The following is a 22,676-nucleotide window of genomic DNA, read 5'->3' as shown; positions in this document are numbered from 1 at the left end:
CCGATGACCCGATGGCCAGCAGCGATGCCGCTCCGGCCAATGCGGCGAAACGCGTTACACGGCGATGTACGAGATTGCCGATCGCGCGGCGACGTGCGCGATCCCCGGCCCGCAGAACGGAAGGCCCCATCTATCCTCTCCAAGAGAACGGCATCTCCACCGTTCATTGCGTTCCGCCTTTGCGGCGGTAACGAGTCGGAACTTCGATTAAATAAATCATTTTGTCAAATGAACTCGCGCACTCGAGGCGCAGGCCGACGCGCCCAGTTGTCCGCCTGCGCCAATTCTCCTGATAAATCAGATCGATGCCCCGCGGTGCCTCGACGGACATTTTGCCGCTGGTTTTCGGGTCGGCGAAAATCGGATTTCGACCGCTTCTTGCAGGATCGAATGGCGCGAAGCACTCGTCGCGGAAGGACACGCGCGAGATTCGGCGCGGCCGGCCTGGCCGCAAGCCAAAACGCTCCGTGCCGGCACGCTCCATGGAAGCGCACCGGCACGGATCAACTAGATTGGCAGACCTCTCCCGGCCCTCAATGCGAGCCGGAAGGAAGCAGCCTCACCCGCTCGCGAGTTGCTTGACGGCGTGATCCGCCGCCCGCGCCGTGAGCGCCATGAAGGTCAGCGAGGGGTTCACGCAGGATACGGATGCCATCTGAGCGCCGTCGGTGACGTAGAGATTCTCGGCGTCGTGCGCCTGGCTCCACTTGTTCAGGACCGAGGAACGCGGATCGGCGCCCATACGCGCGCCACCCATCTCGTGGATGGCGTCGCCGGGGACGTGCTCGTCCTCATAGCTCTTGACGTTGGTCAGCCCCGCGGCCTTGAGCATCGCCTCGCCCTGTGTCCGCGCGTCCGCCATCATCCGCAGCTCATTCTCGCGGAAGCGCACGTCGAAGCGCATCAGCGGCACCCCGAAGCGATCGACCTTGTCGGGATGCAGCGAGACGTGATTGTCCTCATAGGGCAGGCATTCGCCGAACGCGCCCATGCCGAACTTCCACCCGCCATATTTGCGCATCCCGTGCTTCATCGACGCGCCGAAGCCCACCGGCGGCGACGGCTCGCGCCGCGCGCTGCCCTGATAGCCATAGCCGCGCTTGAAGCCGACGCCCTCGTCCCCGCCATTGTTGCGGAAGCGGGGAATATAGACCCCGCCGGGCCGCCGGCCATATTCGATGAACTCTTCCATCCCCGGGATGTCGCCATCGATCGACACCCGGAAGATGTGGTCCATCACATATTTGCCGAGCGTCCCGCTGCTGTCGAAATGGCTACGCCCGCTGCCCGCTGGCCGCGAGTTGAGCAGGATCTGGTTCGATGCCATCGCCGAGGCGCAGAGGAAGACCAGCCCGGCATTGACCACTTCCGCCTGCCCGGTCTTCGCGTCGATGAACCGGACCCCGGTGACGCGCTTCTTCGCGGCGTCATATTCGAGGTTGGTCACCACCGCATCGGCACGCAGCGTCAGCCGCCCGGTCGCCCGCGCCGCCGGCAGCGTCACCGCCTGGGTCGAGAAATAGGCGCCGAACGAGCAGCCATTGCCGCATTGGTTGCGGAACTGGCACTTGGTCCGGTTCTGATCGGGCTTGTCCTCGGTCATGTTGGACAGGCGCGTGTTGATCAGCTTGCGCCCCGGAAACTCGCTCTCCAGCCGCTGCTTGAGCCATTTCTCCGCGATGTTCATCGGCATCGGCGGCTGGAATTCGCTGTCCGGCAGATAGGGCAGGTTCTCGCGCGATCCGGACACGCCGATATATTTCTCGACATAGCTGTACCAGGGCGCGAGGTCGTCATAGCGGATCGGCCAGTCGCCATCGATCCCGTCACGCTTGTTCGCCTCGAAATCGGCCGGACTCCAGCGGAAGCTCCACCGCCCCCAGATCAGCGATTTGCCGCCGACCGCACCGGGCCGGATCCAGTAGAATTTGCTGCCTTCGTCAAAGGCATAGGGGTTCAGCCGGTCGTCATTGTAGAAGGCCCGGTTGCTCGGCTGCACATAGCCGTGCTTGGCGATGAAATAGTCGCTGTCGCGCAGGCCCGGCGGCATCATGTTGCGCGCCGGCACCTCGAACGCCGGCTTGCCGTCATAGGTATAGCCTTCCCCGTGCTCCACCATCACGCCCCGGTCGAGCATGAGGACGCGCAGTCCCTTTTCGGTAAGCTCCTTGGCAGCGAACCCGCCGCTTACGCCGGAGCCGATGACGATCGCATCGAACCTGTTGGTCGAAGCCATGTTCTTCCCTCCCGAACCCTGATCAGAAACGCAGCGCGCGCAGCGTCTGGAAGCTGGTGGTGATGTCGGGCAGATAGGGCGCCGGCGCCTGATCATTCTCGACATAGAAATGCTGGACGCCGGCGCTGCCCTTCCGCTTGAAGAGCGCGGCGAAATCGATCGTCCCCTGCCCCACTGCGGTCATGCTGCGATCGGCACGCATGTCCTTCACATGATAGGCATAGAGCCGCTTCGACAGGCGATCGATCAGCGCGCCGGGATCCTCGCCGGCATGCGCCGCCCAGTAGAGATCGAGCTCGACCTTCACGAGCGCCGGATCAGTCTCCTTGAGGAACCGCTCGTACAGGCTGATGCCGCCCGGCTTCGTGGTGAACTCGAAATCATGGTTGTGATAGGCGAAGCCGAGCCCGGCTTTCTTCAGGCCCTTGGCGAAGCGATTGAAGTTCGGCAGCGCCGCACTCCAGCCCTGCTCGGTGCGGTGCTCGTCGGTCATGTAGGGCAGCACCACCGTGCCGGCGCCGAGCGTCTTCGCCATCGCCACCGACTTGTCGAACTGCCCGAGCAGCGCGTCATAGCCGATGTGCAGCGACGGCGACTTTAGGCCGAGCCGGTCCATCGTCCTGCGCAGCAGCGCATGATCCATGGTGTCATAGCCGCCACCGCCGAACTCGACCTCGCGATAGCCGATCCGCGCGACCTGCTCGAGCGTGCCGACCGGGTCCTTCTGGAAGATCTCGCGGACCGTATAGAGCTGGAGGCCGATCGCCTTCAATTGCGCGGCGGATGCCGGTGCGATCGCGAAGTCGGCAAGCGAAAGTGCTGCGACGCCGCCCGCGCCGGCGAGCAGATTCCTGCGGCTGATCATCATGCGGAATACACCTTGTTGACCTGAGAATAGGGAAACGCGCCGTTATACTCGCCCGGCACCGGCAGATATTCGCGCTCCTGCGTGATGCCGATCTCGGACGTGTAGTAGCCGGCCAGAACGAGCTGCCGGAACGCTTCGAAGAACACGCCGCCCGAGGGCAGCTGGCCGTTCATCGCGAGGGTGAGCAGCGCGTCCTGCTGCTCCGCCGTCGCCTGCGCGCCGGACACCTTGTAATCCTGCTGGCTGCGCGCCTCGATCGCGTCGAGCCCGGCGAGGATCGGCACCCGGTCGGTCGGCCGCGCCCAGTCGGCCAGCATCTTCTCGATGAACGCCGGAACGCCTGCCGCGATCGCGCCCGGCGTATCCGTGGTCGGCAGGATGCGCTCGCTGAGCGCGGTCATCAGCGCGCGCTGCGCGGGCGTGAACACCGCCACGCTCGGCGGCCCCTCGCTGATCACCGGGATGTTCGAAGCCTTGCCCGCACCGGCGGCGCGGGCGAGCGGCGCGAAGGTCGCCGCGCCGAACATGGCGACGACCCCGGCAAGCGCGGTTCTCCGGTCGATCACTTCGCGCCTCCCGGCAGGTCCTGCGCGATCGCCGCCTCGGGCAGCGGGCGCACCCAGATGTTGCGGTACGAGACCGGCGAACCGTGATCCTGCAGCTGCAGCGGCGCCGCATCACCATGCGCCTGGTAGCTGGCGACCTTGCGCCAGATCGTCGTGCCGAGCAGCGCCTGGTGGTTCTGCACCACCACGCCGTTCAGGAGCGCAGTGACATAGGCCGGGCGCACCAGCTTGCCGTCCGCCGCGAAGCGCGGCCGCTCGAAGATGATGTCGTAGCTCTGCCACTCGCCGGCCTTGCGCGCGGCATTCACCAGCGGTGGCTTCCAGCCATAGACCGCGCCGACCGTGCCATCGGCATAGGTCGGGTTCTGATAGCCATCGAGGATCTGCACCTCGTAGCGCTGCATGAACCAGACGCCACTGTTGCCGCGATCCTGCGAATTGCCCTTGGGCGGATTGGGCGAGCGAAACTCGAGATGGAGCTGGACGTCGCCGAAGCTCTGCTTCGAGACGAGGTTGCTCTCCTTCGCACCCTCCGCGCGCGCCGGCACCGTCATCACGCCGCCCGCGACCTGCCAGGGCGCCGTCTCGGCCTGCCAGGCATCAGGTGCCAGCACGATCGCGTCGGAAGGCGCGCCGCCCGGTGCCGCCGCCGGCGTGGTCACCGTCGGCGCGGGCCGGTCGGCATCATGGACGAGCCATTTGCCGTCCGGCAGCTGCGGCGTGTCCTTGAAGCCGGGCTTCTCCTGCGCGAAGGCGAATGCGCCCGTGATCGCGATCAAGCCGGCGGCAACGCATCCCGCCATGCGCATGCGCGTCATAGTCCCTCTCCCTGTGTATCGATCTTGCGATAGGCCGCGATCAGCCGGTCCTCGCCGGCCCGGCCCTTCACCGAATTGCCATGCTCCATGCCGATCACGCCGTCATAGCGCCGCGCGCGGAGCCAACGGACGATCGAGGCATAGTTGATCTCGCCCGAGCCCGGCTCGTTGCGGCCCGGATTGTCGCCGAACTGCAGATAACCGATCTCGCTCCAGCACATCTCCAGCGCCGGGATCAGGTTCCCCGACTGGATCTGCTCGTGATAGAGGTCCGCGAGGATCTTCACCGCCGGACTGTTCACCCCGCGCGCGACGGCGAAGCCCTGCGCGATCGTCTGCATGTAGACGCCCGGATGGTTGGTCCGCGTATTCAGCGGCTCCATCACCATCGCGATCCCGTGCGGCGCGACGATGTCGCCGGCCTTGCGCATCACGTCGATGACCCGCGCGGTCTGGATGTCGAGCGGCACCTTCTGATCGAGGAAGCCGGTGACCACCGTCATGCGCGTGGCGTTGAGCCGCTTGGCGACGTCGATCGAGGTGCGGATATCGGCAAGGAACGCCTCGCGCTCGGCATCGTCACTGCCGCCGAGCAGCGGCCGCGACTGCGCCCATTTCGGCATGCTGGCGACGAAGACGCCCATCTTCATGCCGCGCTGGGCGAAGACCTTGGCCATCTTCTCCTGCTCGGCCACCGGGCGACTGCGCGCCTCATTGTCCTCCCAGGCCCTGAAGCCCTGGTCGGCGGCATAGGCGATCTGCTCGAACAGACCGCCGCGGCTGGCGAAGCTGCCCTCGTGCGGCGCATAGCCGAGCGAGAAATAGGCGGCGTTCGAGCCTTGCCCGCCCGTACTTCCGCCCATCGCCATCGCCGAGGATGCAGCACCCACGGCCCCGGCCGCGAGCACCGTCCGGCGGGTGACCGCGCCGGTCACTTGCCGCTCCCGGCCTTCAGGAAGGCGATGATCGCGGCACGCTTGGCCGGATCGGGCATGCCGATCGGCATCCGCGAGCCGGGGACCTTCTTGCCCGGCCCGGCGAGATACTCATCGAGCGTCTTCTCGTCCCAGCGCAGCTTCGAGTTCTTCATCGCCGGCGAATAGTTGAAGCCCGGCGTCGCACCCGCCGTCCGCCCGACCACGCCGTAGAGATTGGGCCCGACGCCGTTCCTGCCGCCCTTTTCCACCGTATGGCAGGCGCGGCAGGCATTGAATGCTGGCGGCGGCGCGGTGGGGGCCGCGGTCTGCGCGACAGTGGGTACGCTGACGAAGAACTGGGCCGCCCCAGCGGCACTCAACGCTCCCAGGCACACGAGAAGCTTCATTCTTTCTCTCCCGGATCAACCATTGTCCATTTCGCGTCCGACGCCGCATTGGCGACGACCGCCTCGATGAAACGCATTGTTCGAAGTCCATCGGCGACGCCGGGAAACCAGCGGTCGCCATCGCCTCGGATCGCAGCGGCAAAGGCACGATAGAGGTTGGCAAAGGCCTCGACATAACCCTCGGGATGACCCGAGGGCGTGCGCAGCAGCGCTGCCGTGCTGTCCTGCAGGCCCGGCCCGCCGGCGCGCACGATCTCCGCCGGCCGGTCGAGCCAGCGCAGGGTCAGCGTGTTCGGCTCCATCTGCGCCCATTCCAGCCCGCCCTGCTCGCCATGGATGCGCAGCTTGAGCCCATTCTCCTCGCCGGCCGCGACCTGGCTCGCCTTGAGCGTGCCGCGCGCACCGCCCGTGAAGCGCAGCAGCGCGCTGACATCGTCGTCGAGCCGGCGGCCCGGCACATGGGTAGTCAGCTCGGCGGACACGGAATCCACCCGCAGCCCCGAGACATGCTCGGCGAGCTGGAAGGCATGCGTGCCGATATCGCCCAGGCAGCCGCCGAGCCCGGCGCGCGCCGGATCGGTGCGCCACTCCGCCTGCTTGTTGCCCTGCTCGTCGATCGGCCGGCTGAGCCAGCCCTGGAGATACTCGACCTGGACCAGCCGGATCGCGCCAAGATCGCCCCGCGCGATCCGCGCCCGCGCCTCCTCGACCAGCGGATAGCCGCTATAGGTGAAGGCGAGCGCGAAATGGCGTCCACTGGCCTTGGCCGCCGCGCCGATCGCCTCGGCCTCCGCGACGCTCATCGCCATCGGCTTCTCGCAGAAGACGTGGAAGCCCGCCTCCAGCGCCGCGATCGCCATCGGGCCATGGAGATGGTTGGGCGTCACGACGGCAACCGCGTCGATCCGCTCGCCCTTGGGCAGCGCCCGTTCGCCCGCCAGCATCGCATCGAACGAGGCATAGACGCGCTGCGGCGCCAGGCCGAGCGCGTCGCCGGTCCGCTGGTTGCGCCCCGCATCGGTGCTGAACGCACCCGCGACGAGCTGCCAGTCGCCGTCGAGCGCCGCCGCCATGCGATGGACCGCGCCGATAAAGGCACCCTCCCCGCCGCCAACCATGCCGAGCCGAAGCGCGTGTCGAACCATGGAACGCCTATTCCCTCAACCGACGAGTTCGAGTTCAGTCCTGCTGCGGCGAAAGCCCCAGCAGCGCACGGATCGCCGCCCGATCGACTCCGCTCGCGGCGAAGTCGTCAAAGGGCCGGTCGGTCACGTGGATGATGTGGTCGCGGATGAACGGGGCGCCCTCGCGCGCGCCGTCCTCGGATCGCTTGAGCGCGCACTCCCATTCGAGCACCGCCCAGCCGCGATAGCCATATTGCGCCAGCTTGCTGAAGATGCCGACGAAATCGACCTGCCCGTCGCCCAGTGAGCGGAAGCGGCCGGCGCGGTTCACCCAGCTCTCATAGCCGCCATAGACGCCGGTGCGCCCGGTCGGGTTGAACTCGGCATCCTTGACGTGGAAGCACGAGATCCGGTCGTGATAGCGGTCGATGAAGTCGAGATAGTCGAGCTGCTGCAGCACATAGTGCGACGGATCGAACAGGATCCGCGCGCGCGGATGATTGTCCACCGCCTCCAGGAACCGCTCCCAGGTCGCGCCGTCATGGATGTCTTCGCCGGGATGGATCTCATAGGCGCAGTCGACGCCCGCTTCCTCGAACACGTCGAGGATCGGGGTCCAGCGCCGGGCGAGCTCGGCAAACGCTTCCTCGACCAGCCCCGCGGGCCGCTGCGGCCAGGGATAGACATAGGGCCAGGCGAGCGCGCCCGAGAAGGTCGCATGCGCATTCAGCCCGAGATTGGCGCTCGCCTTGGCCGCGAGCTTGACCTGCTCGACCGCCCAGGCCTGGCGCTCGGCCGGCTTGCCGTGCAGCTCGGCCGGCGCGAAGCCGTCGAACAGCTGGTCATAGGCCGGATGCACCGCGACGAGCTGGCCCTGCAGGTGCGTCGAAAGCTCGGTCGGCTCGACGCCGAACCTGGCGAGCCTGCCGCGCAGGTCGTCACAATAGGCCTTGCTTTCGGCAGCCAGCTTCAGGTCGATCAGCCGCGGATCGCAGGGGATCTGGACGCCGACATAGCCGAGCCCGCCGGCCCATTCCGCGAGACCATCGAGCGTGTCGAACGGTGCGCTGTCCCCCAGAAACTGGGCGAGGAAGATCGCGGGGCCCTTCATCGCGTTCATGCCGAGGTCTCCGTCCGGCTGTCGTCGCGGAAGAAGAGCTGGAACAGCACCGCGATGACCGCGGCGGCGATTGCCGGATACCACCACATCTGGTGCCAGTCGGCGATGGTCGAAGCCTCGGGCAGCTGCGCGTAGAGCAGCCCGCCGATCTGCGAGCCGAGCAGCATGCCGACGCCGTAGGTGAACAGGGTCAGCATGCCCTGCGCCTGCGCGTTGACGCCCTTGGGCGAGGCGATGGTGCCGGTATAGATCGCACCGGCGACGAAGAAGAAGTCGTAGCACACGCCGTGCAGCGCCACGCCGAGATAGATCGCCCAGAGCGAGCTGCCGCCGTCACCGATCGCGAACAGCGCATAGCGCAGCGCCCAGGCGATCATGCCGACCAGCAGCAGCGGCTTCACGCCGAAGCGGCGATACAGCCAGGGCATGGAGAACATGAACACCAGCTCGGACATCTGCCCGATCGCCATGGTGCCGCCGACATTCTCGATCCCCGCCACGCCGAGATAGGCCGAGGCATAGGCATAGTACATCGCGAGCGGGACCGAGATCAGCGTCGCCGCCAGGATGAAGATCAGATAGGAGCGCTGCCGCATCAGGCCGAACGCCTCGACGCACAGCACCTGGCGAACCAGGCTCTCGTCACGCGGCGCATCGGGCGCGACATTGGGAAGCGTCAGGCTGTACAGGCCGAGCGCGATCGAGACGACCGCGGCGACACGGAAGATCTCGGGGCTGGCCGACAGGCCGACCCAGCCGATGATCAGGCCCGCGACGATCCAGCCGAGCGTGCCGAAGGCGCGAACGAAGGGGAAGCGGTCTGCGCGCTCGCCGAAGCTCTTCAGCGCGATCGTGTTCGCAAGGCCGACGGTCGGCATGTAGAGGATCATGTAGCCGAGCATCACCCAGACGAAGGTGGTGCCATTCTCCGGCGTCACCAGCGCGGGCATCACCAGCAGGATCGCGCCGCCGACCAGATGCAGGATCACCATCAGCGCCCTGGGGCTCAGATAGCGCGTCGCCGCCATGCCGAGCAGGAAGGAACCGGCGATCGAGGCGATCGGACCTACCGAGAAGGCGTTGGCGATGAGGCTGCCGATGCCGACGGTCTGCATGACCAGGCCGAGCGTGACGTTCCACGCCCCCCAGACGAAAAACTGCATGAACATGAGCGCGCTAAGACGCCCCATGAGCAGCCCCGATACCGGGCGCTGCGATGCCGCAAGCGCGTCATTGCCCAAAGTGGCCACGAAGCCCCTCTCCCATTTTTTGCTGCAGTTTTCCTGCTTGTCGGGACTCAGGCTACGCAGGTCAAAAGCCGATGTAAAGGATTACATTACTCGACATGTCGCTGTAACGAGTTACATCAATGTCAATGCCGACCATCATCCAGGTCGCCGCGATGGCGGGCGTCTCCACGGCCACCGTGTCGCGCGTCCTGAGCCACCCGGACCGCGTCGCCGAGCTGACCCGCCTGCGCGTGCTCGAGGTGGTCGAGTCGCTCGGCTACAAGCCGAACGTCGCCGCCCGGACGCTGCGCACGCTCCGCGCCGCCAAGATCCTCGTCACCGTCCCCGACATTTCCAACCCCTTCTTCGCCAGCGTGATCCGCGGCGCGGAGGAAGCGGCGCGCGATGCCGGCTATGCGGTCGTCGTCGGCGACACGCGGCACGATCCTTCGATCGAGGATCAATATGCCGCCATGCTCTCCAGCCGCGAGGTCGACGGCCTGATCTTCCTCGGACACCGCCTGCCGGACAATCTGCGCCCGCTGATGTCGAAGCAGGGCGCCCGCGCACCCGTGGTCAATGGCTGCGAGTACAGCCCCGATATCGGCGTGCCGAGCGTGCATATCGACAATGCCGCCGCCGGCTGCGACGCGCTCGAGCATCTCATCGCGCTCGGGCATCGCGACATCGGCGTCATTACCGGCCCGCATGTCAGCCCGATCAGCCGCGATCGCCTCGCCGGCGCGATGCAGGCGGCGAAGCGCCATGGCCTTGCCGACCGGCTGTGGGTCCGTGTCGGCGACTATTCCGCCCAGTCCGCCGCCGACCATGTGCCGGACCTGATCGCACAGGGCGTGACCGGGCTGTTCTGCTTCAGCGACGAAATGGCGATGGGTGCGATCAGCGCGATCCGCCAGGCCGGCCGCATCTGCCCCGACGACATCTCGGTCGTCGGCTTCGACGATCTGCCGCTCGCCCGCTTCTTCCAGCCCGGCCTCACCACCATCGCCCAGCCGAAGGGGGATATCGGGCAGCAGGCGGTCGAGCTGCTCGTCGACATATTGCGCGGCGACGACAGTCCGGTGAGCCAGATCACCCTGCCCCACGAACTCATCATCCGATCCAGCACCAAGCGGCTCGGCTAGCGGCGCGGGCTATGGGCTTGCGGTCGCCTGCCGGCTGCGCCGCCCCGCCATCGCCGGGATCAGGATCCCCGCCAGGATGATAGCCATCCCGGCAAGGTGATATCCGTGCAGCGCCTCGCCCAGCAGCGGCACCGCCAGCAGCGCGCCGAACAGCGGCTGCAGGCTGATCACCTGCCCCGCCGCGCCCGCACCAAGCTCGCCCACCGCCTTGTTGTACAGGAAATAGGCCACCACCGAGGGCAGCAACGCTACATAGGCATAGGCCCCCAGCACGCGCGGCGTGAAGTGCAGCGGGAAGCTCCGCAGTTCCGCGATCGCGAACGGCAGCATCGCCAGCACGCCGATCGCGAAGGTCAGCGCGAGGAAGCTCAGCGGATCGATCGGAGGCCGCAGGCGCAACAGGGCGGTGTAGAGCGACCAGGCGAGGACGGCGCACAGCACCAGGACGTCGCCGATGTTGAAGCTGAGCGACAGCAGCGCGGCGGGATCGGCCTTGAGGATGATCGTCAGCACCCCGATCGCGGCGATCGAGACGCCGGCGATCTGCGCGGCGCGCGGCCGTGCCTTGAACAACAGCCCGTCGAAACAGAGCACCAGCGCCGGTATCGCCGCCTGGATCAGCAGTCCGTTGGTGGCGGTCGTGTAGCGCAGGCCCGAATAGAGCAGCGCGTTGAATCCGCCGATGCCGATCAGCCCGAGCAGGAGAATCTTCCCCCAGTGCTGCCGCACCACCGGCCAGTCGGCGATCACGCGCCGCCAGGCGAAGGGCGCGACCACCAGCAGGGCACCGGCCCAGCGCCCGAGCGCCAGGGCAAAGGGCGGGATCTCGGCATGGACGGCACGGGCGACCATCGAATTGCCCGCCCAGAGGAGCATCACGAGCGTCAGCATCGCATACAGGGCGCGGACTCGAGCGGGGCTCGGGCGATCCGGAGCGGTACTGGACGGGCGCATGGCCCATCCTCCTATTTCCAGATCCCCGCCCAGGCCACCGCCTTCTCACGCACGCTCCGTGCCCGGCGGCTCACATCCCGTGGTTGCGGGCAAAGCGCTCGAACAATGCCGGCCAGGGATGGTCCCTGCCCGCTTCCTTGAGCGGCAGGCCGTGGCCACCCTTCTCGAAGATGTGCAGTTCGGACGGGATCCTGGCGGCTTGCAGCGCCGCGAACATCGCCAGGCTGTTGCCCGGGCTGACCACCGGATCGTCTGCGGCATGCGCGACCAGGGTCGGCGGCATGTCCGCCGGCAGGCCGTTCTCCGCCGAGAAGCGTGCGATCCGCGCCGGGCTGGCGTCGCTCCCCAGCAGCTCGCGCTTCGAGGCGGCATGCGCCACGGGGTCGGCCATGGTGATCACCGGGAAGAACAGCCCGGCGACGATGGGGCGCGCCGATTGCGCATCGGCATCGTCGACCGGGTCATAGGTCCTGAGCGCCGCGCGGCTGGCGAGCCGGGCAGTGAGATGGCCGCCCGCCGAGAAACCCATCGCCGCGACCCGGGCCGGGTCGATCCGCCACTTGCCCGCCCGCGCCCGGATCAGCCGCATCGCGCGCTGCGCGTCCTGCAGCGACACGTCCGGCCCCGCCGCCCAGCCGTCGCGCGGCAGGCGGTAGAGCAGCTCGAACACGGTGAAGCCCCGCGCGGCGAAGGCACGGGCGATCCCCGATCCCTCGCGTCCCACCGCCACCCGGGCATAGCCACCGCCGGGGACATAGAGGATCGCGCCGCCATTGGGCTGGGCCGCGGGCACGACATTGAGCATCGGCGTCGCGACATGCGGCCAGGCGATGTCGTCGGCCGGCCCATTGACCGAGCGCCGGACCGTCTCGTCGCGCACCGTGAGCCCCTCCCCGCCCGGCGGCGATCCCGGCCAGATCGGAAAGCGCTCGATCGGTGCCGCCGCCACCGCGCCAAGCGGCAATGTCGCGACCAGCGCCGATCCGGCGATCAGGGTTCGGCGAGTGAGATCCACGTCCATTACTTCTGCAGCGCCTTGAAATCGTCGATCCACGCATAGTTGAACGCCGCGCTGCCGTCCGGATTGCGCTTGGCGGAGCGCCGGACGACGACGCTGTTCAGCTGCCAGGCAGCCGCGCCTGGGCTGAGCTTGTCCGCCGGCGCGGCGCCCTGCGTGAACGCGATGGTGGCAACCGCGAGCCGCCCGGTGTCGCGGAAGACCTGCATCTGGTTCGCCACGAAATGCTTGCGGCTCTCCAGCCAGGGGCTCTGCGACAGGAACTCGTCCCACTGCGCCTTGGAGAAGGGCGTCTCCAGCGACGCCTTGACGATCTGCCAGTTCTGCGCGGTCCGCGGCGCGCCATATTTCTCGGCGAACGCCTTGGGGATCGCGCCCTGCATGTTCTCCGTCCAGGTCTTCACCAGCGAGAAGTCGGTGACGACGAACTTCTGCTCGGGGCGCATGCGCGGCAGGATGTATTTCAGATAGGCCTTCGTATCCTCGACTTCGGCGACATGCGTCTGGATCGCCACCCCCTCGATCTCCGGGGTCGCCTTTACGAAGCTCATCCAGCGCTCGACCACCTTGCTCCGCTCGGCCGGCATCTCCAGCCGGCCCAGCGCGCCCATGTAGAGGCGCGTCCGGCAGTTCGCGGCGCAGGTCTTCGCACGGTGTGCGATCACCTGCCGCGCGACCGCCTCGTAATAGGCGTTGAAGCTCTCGTCCCGGTTCTTCTCGGGAACCTCGAGGAAGGGATCGTTGCCGATCACCAGTACATCGACCTTGCCCGTCACCAGCCCCAGCACCGCATCCAGCCGCGCCACGTCCTTCAGATACGCATCGCTCCCCACCTGCGGCGGGATGGTGCCGACATAGCCGAACTTGAGCGACAGCACGGTGCTGTATCCCCGCTCCGAAGCCTCGAGGATCTTGTTGAGCACGCCATTGCTGCCGACGCCGCGGTCGAGCTGCGGCAAGGGCAGCGACATCCGCACCCATTTCGCGCCGGACTTCTCCAGGTCGCGATAGTCGAGCTCGCCGAACTGGTCGTTGTAGCTGGCGCCGAGCGCGCCCTGGGCATGCGCCGCATCGGCGGTGGCGGCGCCCAGCAGCGCGGCGCCGATCATCAGGACCTTCAACATGTTGCCTCCCCCTTTTGCGATGATGTCGATAAGCCGCGCGATCCGCGGTCGGTTATTGCAGCGCCCTGAAATCCTCGATCCAGGCATAGTTGAACGCGGCGCTGCCATCCGGATTGGGCCGGACGGTGCGCGCGGCGAAGACGCTGTTGAGCAGCCAGGGCGTGGTGGCCGGGCCGAAATTGCGGCTCATCGAGCTGCCCTGCCTGAACCCGTAATTGGCGACCGCCAGCCGGCCGGAATTGCGGAAGATCGCCATCTGGTTGCGCAGATAATGCTTCCGACTCTCGAACCACGGGCTCTGTGCCAGGAACGCATCCCATTCCGCCTTGGGGAACGGACTCTCAAGCGCCGCCTTGATCACCTGCCAGTTCTTCGTCTCGCGTGGCAGGTGCCGGGCATCGGCGAAGCCCTGCGGGATCGCCGCCTGCATGTTCTGCTCCCACCAGCGGACGATCGAGAATTCCGTGGCGAGGAACTTCTGGTCGGGGCGCATCCGCGCGACGACATAGTCGACAAAGACCTGCGAGCCCTCGATCGCCGGCAGATGCGGATGGATGTCGACCCCGTCGATCTCCGGCGTCGCCTTGACGAACGCCATCCAGCGCTCGGTCGAGGGCGTCCGGTTGATCTCCAGGTCGAGCCGGTTGAGCGCCCCCATGTACAGCCGCGTCCTGCACGCCCTGGCGCAATGCGCCTTCCGGTACGCGATCGCCCGGTTCGCCATCGCCTCGTAATAGGCGTTGAGGTCGAGGTCGCGGTCCTCGCGACGGCTCTCGATATAGGGCTCGTTGCCGATCACCAGGATATCGACCTTGCCCATCACCAGCGGCAGCACCTGGTCGAGCCACGCCATTTCCCGCGCCATCCCGGCGCTGCCCGGCTTCGGGAAGTCCTGCCGGTTGCGCGGGAACTTCAGCGAGAGGATCGTGCCATAGCCGTGCCTGGCCACGTCGAGGATCGTCCGGACCGCGCCATGCTCTGCGGCCGGGCTCCGCTCCAACTCGGGCATGGTGAGGAACAGCCGGACCCAGTGCGCGCCGGCCTTGTCGAGGTCGCGATAGTCCACGTCCTCGAAATGCTCGTTGTAGTTCGCGCCCAGCGCGCCCTGTGCCTGCGCCGCACCGGTGCTGAGCAGCACCGCGCCGAGCGCAAGCAGCCCCTTGGTCCGGCGGCTCATTTCGCAATGGTCTCCGGCGGCGCGAGATAGGCGGTGGCAAGGCCGCCCAGGTCGAGGATCAGCGAATCGAGCACCACGCCCGGATCGAGCGCATAGATGCGCAGGCGATGCTCGCCCGCCCCCAGCGCCGGCCAGCTGGTGACCGACGTGATCGCATTGCGCTCCACCCCGTCACTCCAGTCGCGCTTGGCATCGGCATCGACCAGCTGGATCGGGCCGCCATCGATCGACACCGCGTAGCGCAGCTTGTTCTCGGCATTGAGCGCGAAGCTCGGCATCAGCGTGGCGCGCAGCTTCGCGTCGCCGGCATGCGTCACCCGGAAGCGATATTCGGCATAGGGCGCCCCGGCCGGATCCGCCGCGCTGGCCAGCGCGACGCTGCTCTGCAGCGCCTGTCCCGATCGCCCAAGCCCCGGCACCGCCTGCCAGCCGAGTCCGCCGACCGGCTGGAGCTTCGCATAACGCCGCGCCGAGAAGGCGATGATGCCATTGTCCTCGACCAGCATGCCCCTGGGCGCCGCGACATTGCGGGCCGAGACCGCGATGCTGCGGCTGGCGCCGGCGGCGGAAATTGTCACGCTGCCGCTAGCGGTCTCGCCGGCCTTGAGCTTGCGCCAGTCGATCGACACCCACAGCCGCTGGTCGCCGCCCGGCTGGTCCTCGCGCTCGATCCGGATCCACGGCGCCGAGGCCGTGGCGGACACGTCGAGCGTACCGGTGCCGGTGTTGAACGCATCGATGAAGTGGCGCGCATCGGTCGCCCGCTCGAACACCGGGAGCCGGTCGGCAGGAGCCGAGGCGGTGCGCCAGCGCTGCACGCGCAGGCTGGCATCCGCGGCATCGGCGGCCCTGGCGGGATGCTCCGCCCAGGCATCGATCGATCCCTCGACCGCGACGCCCAGCCCCGGCGTAGCGGACGGCGTCACCCGGCCGAGCGGCGGCATGTTGAACACCGCCTGCATGCGCGGTTCGTCGCTCATGAAGTGCGACCATTGACCGCCACCCACGGCGTTGTACGCCTCGGTCGCCTGCTTGATCCGCTTATAGGCATCGACCGCGGCATCGGCGTGGAGATTGGCGCTGGCCCGGCCCTGATGCGCGTAGAGGAAGCTGCGATCGGCGTTCAGCATCTTCACGTTCATCATCGCGCTGCCGCGCACCGGATAGAGGACGAGATGGTAGAAGCCGTCGCGCTTCTCCGCCGGCAGCTTCGCGGCGATCGCCTCGGCGCGCTTGTCGAGATCGCGGAACTCGGCGGTGCGCCTGCCCGCCTCGTCGCCATAGGCGACCGGCGAGAACTCGGTCGGCCGCGGCGCGGTCTCGGCGTCGTTCCAGCCCATATGCTCGGGCTTGCGGTCATAGTTGAGCCGGTAGAAATCGCCGAGCAGCGCGGCGATCGCATCGGCCTGTTCGGGCCCGAAATTCCCGGTCGCCCAGCGCTTCAGCCAGCCCTGCTGGCCCAGCTTCGCGGTGCCGTCATAGTCATAGGCCAGGTCGAGGAAATAGTTCAGGCCCTTCTCGCCCGGCTTGATGTCGCCGACATTGAGCACCCAGAGGCGGCGGGAATTGGTGGCATAGGCCTTACCCATCTCCTCGCCGATCAGCGCGGGCGGCGTGGTGTCGAGCCACAGATAGTCGTTGGGCACCCCCCAATAGGAGATGTGGTAATAGACGCCGCCGCCGCCGGGGCGCTGCTGCTCCGCCCTGGTCGAGAGCTGGCGGATATAGCCGTAATTGTCGTCCACCCAGGCGAGGGTGACGTCGTCGGGCACCTTCATGCCCTTGCGGTAGATGTCGAGCACTTCCTTGTAGGGCACGAAGATCTGGGGGACCTTTGTGGGGTCCTGCCCCACTTCGCTGAGCAGGCCGCGCTGGTCGCTCACCACCTTCTCGAGCAGCCGGACGCCGTCGAAGCCCTTGTTCATCTCCGCCGGGCTGTCGTGGATGCCGCGCATGCCGACGGTGTAGACATTCTCATACTGGTGGTTGGCCTTCACCCGGTCACGCCAGTAGTCGAGGATGTTCCTTCCGTTCTTGGCGTAGTTGAATTCGCCGCGCTGCTCGAAATTCCACTCGGCGACATTGTCGCGCAGCATCGGCTCGGCATGGCTGGCGCCCATCACGATCGCATAGCGGTCCGCCATCTCGGCATTGCCCGCGACCTGGTTGAACGCCGAACTGACCTTGTGCATCGCCGGCCACAGGAAATTGGCGCGCAACCGCAACAGCAGTTCGAATACATGCGCATAGGTCGTCGGCCCCATGTCGCCCGTCGGGTCGATCCGGGTCGCCCAGGGGCGGATCGACCAGTCCTCGTCATTGATGAACAGGCCGCGATAGCGGACCGAGGGCGAGCCCTGGACGACCGTGCCGGCATTCAGTCGCACGCTGCTGCGCCGGGCCGGGGTCACATTGGCCCACCACACCCAGGGCGAGACGCCGATCTGCTCGGACAGGCGGAAGATGCCATAGGCGGTGCCGCGCCGGTCCGCCCCGATCACGACCAGCGCGCGATCGACCCCGGGCACCGGCTTGTCGACCAGCGCGATCGTATAGGCCTCGCTCTGGCCCGCCACCTTGTCGACCGCGATGCGCTTGTCGGCGATCAGCCTTTCGATCACCGGCGAGCCGCCGATCGTCCCCGCCAGGATCGCCAGGCGCCCGCTCGGCGCCGCTTCGGAAACCTGCGGCTTCACGCCCGACACACGCTCGACATCGCCGGCAAAGGCACGCGCCGCGATCCCGACCACCGGGGCGTCGCCAGCGCTCACGAAGATCGTCGGCGCCGCGCCCTCCGCGACCAGGTCGAACGATGCGGATGCGGCGGGCGCCTGCTGCGCCAGCGCCTCGGCCGGGGCCAGGCCGGGGACCGTGGCGGCAAGGCTCAGCGCGGCCAGGATGCGGACAAGGGCCAATTCTACTCTCCTGTTCTTATAGTTGTGCGCGGCGTGGCCGGGGTTACTTCAGATACGGACCCTTGGCGTTCCAGCCGATCTCGGTGGCGGCCAGCGTCCAGCTCTTCCCGCGATCGTTGTTGCCCTGGAAGAACAGGAAGGTGCGGTTGCCGAACTGGAAGATGCCGGGATGGCCCGATTCCGAAGCGTTCCAGCTGCCCTTCGGGCCGTTGGCGAGGAACGGCTTGTCGGAAAGCCGCTTCCACTTCACGCCGTCGGTGCTCACCGCGACGCCGATCTGCTGGGGCTCGTTGTTGTAGCCGCCGGCGTAGAACATGTAGAGCTTGCCGCCGCGGCGGATGACGCTCGGCGCCTCGATGCAGTTGCGCTCCCAGGCGAGCTCGGGCTCCAGGATCGACTTGTCGTTGTTGAGGTTGGTGAAGTCGCCCCTTGTGAACTTCGAGCCGATCGGCGCGCTCGCCACCCCGACCTTCTGCACTTTGAATTCGGGATCGCGCGTGGCGTAATAGAGCATCAGCCTGTTGCCCTGGACGAATGCCTCGGCATCGATCGCCCGGCCGACGCTCCACTTGGCGGTGGCGGGATCGGGATGGAAGACCGGGTTGCCGGGATCGCGCTCGAACACGATGCCGTCCGACGACCAGGCATGGTTGATCGCGTCCTTCTCGCGATTGCCATAGGTCTGGTAGAACAGGTGGACCTTCCCGCCGATCACCACAGCGCCCGGCGCCGCGATGCCGTTCGCCTCGACCTGCTGCTTCGGCAGGATCTCGCCCACCTTGGTCCAGGTCTTGAGGTCGCGGCTCTCGGCGATGCCGATCGCCAGCCCCTTGGGGAAGTCCTTCACCCCCACCGGATTCTCGCGCGGCGCGGGCACCGTATAATACATCAGGAAGCGCCCGCCGAAGCGGATGACCGAGGGGTCCTTGGCCCAGGGCGTGCCCAGCCTGCTGGTGTCCGAATAGGTCGCGACGAGCTTCGCCTCCCGAACCGCCGGATCCTGCTTCGGCGCCTGCTGTGAAAGCGCGGCAAATGGCGCCGCCAGCATCGCCGCGAACCCCGCGCCCGCCAGGAAAACATGCACTCGGCGCTTTTCGGTACCCATTCGGTCCCCTCCTTGTTTTGGTCAGGCCAATATAGTAACATTTATCTGACCAATCTACCGAAATCGTGCACCGATCGGATGTCGGGAAAAAGGGGGAGTGCTGGATGCCGCGAAATTTCACCCGGGCGACCAGGCCGTGAACGCCCGCGCGAGCTTCGCGGTCGCCCCGCCGGGCCCTGGCTTCGCGGGGCTGCCAAGGGGCGGCGCGCCCGATCGCCCGCAGCTGGGACACAGCCTCACTTTCGGGCTGCTCCACGCGATCGGCGGGGCGATCGCCGCCGGCGATTATGACGACAAGCCCTTCCCGCCCGAGGCTGAGCTGGCCAGGCATTACGGCACCAGCCTCTCGGTGACGCGCGAAGCGGTGAAGATGCTCACCGCCAAGGGCCTGCTGGCGAGTCGCCCGCGCCTGGGCACGAACGTGCAGCCCCTCTCCTGCTGGAGCCTGCTCGACACCGACGTGCTGCGCTGGCTCCTCCAGCGGCGCCATGCGGCGGACGCGCTGGGCCAGTTCAACCAGCTGCGCGTGGCGATCGAGCCGGCGGCGGCGGAGTTCGCGGCGCGCTTTGCCTGGCCGCGCGGCGTGCAGCGCATCTCCGACGCGCTCGAGCACATGCTGCTCTGCGAACGGCGCGACGAGGATCCGATCGACGCCCGGATCGCCTTTCACGGCGCGGTCCTCCAGGCCGCGCGCAATCCCTTCTACGCCCAGTTCCAGGACGCCGTGGAAGCCGCGCTGCGCATCGCGAACCGGATGCGGCGCAGGGCCGGCGATCCGGCCGACGAACTGGCCGCCTATGCGGCGGTCCGCGGCGCCATCGCCAGCGGCGACTGGGAGCGGGCGCGCGCGGCGATGCACGGCATCGTCACGGGCATTTCCGCCCCCGGCGACATGATCGGCCAATTCGAGTCGACGGGCCCCGCGGCGGGGAGATTCTGAATCTACGCCCGACATGAAGGACTTGCGCCAATTCAGGTCAGGCCTCCGGCTGGATATTGTCAGGCCAATTCTTATATGATAATTCGGATAGATAAGCCCCGAGTAAGAAACTCGGACGATATGGGAGGGGAAAGAATGAATCGTCGCAATAATCGGTTGCTGATCGGCGCGTCCGCGCTCGCGCTTACCGCGCTGCCGGGCATCGCCGTCGCGCAGACCGCGGAGCAGCCCGCGGCCAGCGTCCCGGAAACCGGGCAGGATACCGAGATCGATCCCAACGAGATCATCGTGAGCGGCTTCCGCCGCAGCCTCGAGACCGCGCAGGCGATCAAGAAGGACTCGGACGACATCGTCGATTCGCTCGTCGCCGAGGACATCGGCAAGCTGCCCGATTCCACCGGCGCGGAATCGCTCGCGCGCATCACCGGCGTGCAGGTCGACCGGCTGAACGGCGAGGCCGGCGGCGTCCGCCTTCGCGGCCTGCCCGACATCACCACCACCTATAACGGCCGCGAGATCTTCACCGCCGAGGGCCGCAACGTCGCGCTGCAGGACTTCCCGGCCGCCTCGGTCTCGCGCTTCGACGTGTTCAAGACCGCGGGCGCCAACCTGGTCGAGGCGGGCATCGCCGGCGAGATCGACGTCAAGTCGAACAAGCCGTTCAACTTCAAGGGCAGCCGCATCGTCGGCGGCATCACCGGACTGCACTGGCGCCAGTCGCAGGAGTTCGGCATCGACGCCAACCTGCTGATCAGCAACCGCTGGGAGACCGGCATCGGCGAGATCGGCCTGCTGGTCGAGGGCAGCTACACCGACAACAAGTTCGTCGATTCCTATCGCGACAACAACACCCAGATCCTGCGCCACGCGGCGAACGTCGTGGTCGGCGGCGTCGCGAACTATCCCAATGTCCGTTACCCGACCCGCGTCTCCTTCCAGTATCCGAGCTCGAACCGCTTCCGCCCCTCGGCCTCGGCGGCGCTCCAGTGGCGCCCGAGCCAGAGCCTGGAATTCTACGCCGACTTCCTGTTCCAGGGCTTCCGCGCCGCCGGCGAGTCGAGCGCGCTGCACTTCGACACGGGCAGCAACGCGCCGCTCTACGACGTGACCATGTGCGAGGGCAGCACCGACCTGGTCTGCCAGATGACCATGCGCGGCGCCGGCAACGGCATCACCGGCTACCAGGTCGCCCAGTGGAACAAGACCGACACCTATCAGGGCGGCACCGGCTTCATCTGGAAGGTGCCCGGCGGCGGCCGCATCACCGGCGACGTCGCGCTCACCGATTCGCGAAACTGGAACCGCAACATGCAGTTCAACATCTTCACGAATTCGCTGGGCACCCGCGTCTTCAACTTCGACGACCAGTCGGGCGGCGGCGGCGCCTCGGCCTATGTGACCGACATCAACCTGGCCGATCCCGCCTCGTGGCGCATGCTGAACTTCGCGGAGAACGGCGCGGACAACCATGGCCGCAGCTTCCAGGGGCGGCTCGACGCCGACCTGCCGATCGACTTCGCGATCTTCGACCGGCTCCAGGCCGGCGTCCGCTACAGCAACCGCGACGCCGATTCCTACAATGACCCGGCCGAGAACCGCACGCCGACCCTGGGCGCGACCGATCCGCGCATCCAGTATGTCAACCTGCCGCTCGACTTCGAGATGTCGATGATCGGCTTCCGCGGCGATCCGACCACCCATCCCCGCACCTGGATCACGCCGACCCGGCAGAGCATCATCCACAATGCGGACTATCTCCGCATGCTGGTCGGCCAGCCGGCCGGCTATCCGAAGCTGGACTGGGTCTACAGCGCCAACGAGAAGGCCTATGCCGCCTATCTCCAGACGCACTACAAGTTCCCGATCGGATCGATGGAGCTAGACGGCCAGCTCGGCCTGCGCGTCGTCCGCACCACCAACGACATCAGCGGCACGCTCAAGATCGGCTCCGGCGCCGGCACGCCCTATGCGAAGACCAACGAGTATCTCGACTATCTGCCCAATGTCAGCGCCCGGCTGAAGCTGTCGCGCACGCTGCAGGCGCGCATGTCCTTCACCAAGACGCGCACCCGCCCCGGCTTCGGCTCGCTGAACCCGACGCTGACCGTCAACGCCACCCTGGCCTGCGACAACAGCGTCACCCCGCCGGTGTGCAACTATCGCACCGCGAGCGGCGGCAACCCCGACCTGCAACCGGTCGAATCCACCAATTACGACGCCTCGCTCGAATATTATTTCTCGCGCTCGGGCTCGGCTACCGTCCAGGTGTTCCGCCGCGACATCATCGGCTTCATCAACAACGCCACCGTCTTCCTCAACGACCCCGAGCTCGGCCCGCTGCGCGTCGACCGGCCGGAGAACGGGCAGAAGGGCTATATCCAGGGCATCGAGGCGGGCTTCCGCACCTTCTTCAAGATCCCGTCGCTGCCGCAATGGATGCAGAATTTCGGCGTGCTGGCGAACTACACCTATCTCGACCACGGCTCGGAACTGTCGCCCAGCGCCGCCGCCACGCTTCCCGGCATCCAGCCGCTCAGCGGCGTGTCGTCGCACCTCGCCAACGCGCAGTTCTTCTATGACAGCAAGCCGCTGTCGCTGCGCCTCTCGTACAATTACCGTTCGAGCTTCCAGACCTATGGCGTGGTGACCGATCCGGCGGTGACCACCCAGCTCACCCTGCCCACGGTCGAGAAGGGCCGCGGCACGCTCGACTTCTCGGGCTCGCTCAACCCGACGGACAATGTCTCGCTGAACTTCTCCATCGCGAACCTGCTCGGCTCGCAGCAGCGTACCTACCGTGCGTTCAACGCGAAGGGCGACACCTACGCCGCGCAGGTCCGCTATCTCGAGACCGTCTATCGCATGGGGGTCCGCTTCCGCTTCTGAGAACCGACTCCCCGTCGGTAACTTTGGCGCCGCATGGGGCCTCCTCCATGCGGCGTCCTTTCCAGAAACCCGAACCCCGCCGGAGCCCTGCGCTTCCGGCGCAGCGGACCCGCGCGCCCGGCACGAG

The 22,676-nt window shown here is 67.2% G+C and carries 19 protein-coding genes; 3 read left to right on the top strand and 16 right to left on the bottom strand.

The genetic code is table 11. The annotated features are described in order from the left end of the window. Positions 1 to 163 precede the first annotated feature (163 nt). From O3305_RS00885 to O3305_RS00840, 10 genes are all read right to left on the bottom strand, one after another. Positions 164 to 484 carry a hypothetical protein gene (locus O3305_RS00885; RefSeq protein WP_269574756.1) on the bottom strand — a complete coding sequence of 107 codons (321 nt, stop codon included), beginning with the start codon at positions 482 to 484 and terminating at the stop codon, positions 164 to 166. Positions 485 to 559: 75 nt separating this feature from the next. Further along, a complete protein-coding gene (locus O3305_RS00880) occupies positions 560 to 2,236 on the bottom strand; it encodes a GMC family oxidoreductase (protein ID WP_269574755.1) in 1,677 nt (558 codons plus the stop codon). Positions 2,237 to 2,258: 22 nt separating this feature from the next. Beyond that, positions 2,259 to 3,104, bottom strand: coding sequence for a TIM barrel protein (locus O3305_RS00875; RefSeq protein ID WP_269574754.1), 846 nt, complete (start codon positions 3,102 to 3,104; stop codon positions 2,259 to 2,261). Beyond that, entirely contained in the window at positions 3,101 to 3,670 is a 570-nt protein-coding gene (locus O3305_RS00870) for a gluconate 2-dehydrogenase subunit 3 family protein (protein ID WP_269574753.1), read from the bottom strand. The genes O3305_RS00875 and O3305_RS00870 overlap by 4 nt, the downstream gene beginning before the upstream one ends. After that, complete coding sequence (locus tag O3305_RS00865) at positions 3,667 to 4,488, bottom strand: 3-keto-disaccharide hydrolase (protein WP_269574752.1); 822 nt, start codon at positions 4,486 to 4,488, stop codon at positions 3,667 to 3,669. Before O3305_RS00865 ends, O3305_RS00870 begins: the two co-directional genes overlap by 4 nt. Beyond that, positions 4,485 to 5,423 (bottom strand): hydroxypyruvate isomerase family protein, encoded by a 939-nt coding sequence (locus O3305_RS00860; protein WP_269574751.1) that lies wholly within the window; start codon positions 5,421 to 5,423, stop codon positions 4,485 to 4,487. The genes O3305_RS00865 and O3305_RS00860 overlap by 4 nt, the downstream gene beginning before the upstream one ends. Beyond that, entirely contained in the window at positions 5,420 to 5,812 is a 393-nt protein-coding gene (locus O3305_RS00855; RefSeq protein ID WP_269574750.1) for a c-type cytochrome, read from the bottom strand. The genes O3305_RS00860 and O3305_RS00855 overlap by 4 nt, the downstream gene beginning before the upstream one ends. Then, positions 5,809 to 6,957 (bottom strand): Gfo/Idh/MocA family protein, encoded by a 1,149-nt coding sequence (locus O3305_RS00850; protein ID WP_269574749.1) that lies wholly within the window; start codon positions 6,955 to 6,957, stop codon positions 5,809 to 5,811. Before O3305_RS00850 ends, O3305_RS00855 begins: the two co-directional genes overlap by 4 nt. Before the next feature lie 34 nt (positions 6,958 to 6,991). Continuing rightward, complete coding sequence (locus O3305_RS00845) at positions 6,992 to 8,056, bottom strand: sugar phosphate isomerase/epimerase family protein (RefSeq protein ID WP_269574748.1); 1,065 nt, start codon at positions 8,054 to 8,056, stop codon at positions 6,992 to 6,994. Further along, positions 8,053 to 9,306: an MFS transporter gene (locus O3305_RS00840; RefSeq protein WP_269574747.1), complete on the bottom strand. Its 1,254-nt coding sequence runs from the start codon at positions 9,304 to 9,306 to the stop codon at positions 8,053 to 8,055. Before O3305_RS00840 ends, O3305_RS00845 begins: the two co-directional genes overlap by 4 nt. Positions 9,307 to 9,431: 125 nt before the next feature. On the opposite strand from O3305_RS00840, the gene O3305_RS00835 reads away from it, so the two are divergent. Next, positions 9,432 to 10,430, top strand: coding sequence for a LacI family DNA-binding transcriptional regulator (locus tag O3305_RS00835; RefSeq protein WP_269574746.1), 999 nt, complete (start codon positions 9,432 to 9,434; stop codon positions 10,428 to 10,430). A 9-nt stretch (positions 10,431 to 10,439) separates the two neighbouring features. Here the strand turns inward: O3305_RS00835 and O3305_RS00830 are convergent, their stop codons facing one another. From O3305_RS00830 to O3305_RS00805, 6 genes are all read right to left on the bottom strand, one after another. Next, positions 10,440 to 11,384: a DMT family transporter gene (locus O3305_RS00830; protein ID WP_269574745.1), complete on the bottom strand. Its 945-nt coding sequence runs from the start codon at positions 11,382 to 11,384 to the stop codon at positions 10,440 to 10,442. A 70-nt stretch (positions 11,385 to 11,454) separates the two neighbouring features. Further along, entirely contained in the window at positions 11,455 to 12,405 is a 951-nt protein-coding gene (locus O3305_RS00825) for an alpha/beta hydrolase (RefSeq protein WP_269574744.1), read from the bottom strand. Beyond that, a complete protein-coding gene (locus O3305_RS00820; RefSeq protein WP_269574743.1) occupies positions 12,405 to 13,526 on the bottom strand; it encodes a hypothetical protein in 1,122 nt (373 codons plus the stop codon). The genes O3305_RS00825 and O3305_RS00820 overlap by 1 nt, the downstream gene beginning before the upstream one ends. A 52-nt stretch (positions 13,527 to 13,578) precedes the next feature. Continuing rightward, positions 13,579 to 14,703: a hypothetical protein gene (locus O3305_RS00815; protein WP_269574742.1), complete on the bottom strand. Its 1,125-nt coding sequence runs from the start codon at positions 14,701 to 14,703 to the stop codon at positions 13,579 to 13,581. Beyond that, positions 14,700 to 17,618 (bottom strand): glycosyl hydrolase 115 family protein, encoded by a 2,919-nt coding sequence (locus O3305_RS00810; protein WP_269574741.1) that lies wholly within the window; start codon positions 17,616 to 17,618, stop codon positions 14,700 to 14,702. The genes O3305_RS00815 and O3305_RS00810 overlap by 4 nt, the downstream gene beginning before the upstream one ends. 43 nt (positions 17,619 to 17,661) lie before the next feature. Beyond that, on the bottom strand, positions 17,662 to 18,723 hold the full coding sequence (locus tag O3305_RS00805) for a family 43 glycosylhydrolase (protein WP_269574740.1): 1,062 nt from the start codon (positions 18,721 to 18,723) through the stop codon (positions 17,662 to 17,664). Positions 18,724 to 18,820: 97 nt separating this feature from the next. On the opposite strand from O3305_RS00805, the gene O3305_RS00800 reads away from it, so the two are divergent. Both O3305_RS00800 and O3305_RS00795 read left to right on the top strand, forming a co-directional pair. Then, positions 18,821 to 19,663, top strand: a complete 843-nt coding sequence (locus O3305_RS00800; protein ID WP_269574739.1) for a FadR/GntR family transcriptional regulator — start codon at positions 18,821 to 18,823, stop codon at positions 19,661 to 19,663. A 135-nt stretch (positions 19,664 to 19,798) separates the two neighbouring features. Then, positions 19,799 to 22,549, top strand: a complete 2,751-nt coding sequence (locus O3305_RS00795) for a TonB-dependent receptor (protein ID WP_269574738.1) — start codon at positions 19,799 to 19,801, stop codon at positions 22,547 to 22,549. Positions 22,550 to 22,676: the final 127 nt, after the last annotated feature.

It is taken from the genome of Sphingomonas sp. NIBR02145 (genome assembly GCF_027359115.1).
Lineage (GTDB): Bacteria > Pseudomonadota > Alphaproteobacteria > Sphingomonadales > Sphingomonadaceae > Sphingomonas > Sphingomonas kyeonggiensis_A.
This window is presented reverse-complemented; position numbering and strand designations above follow the sequence as displayed.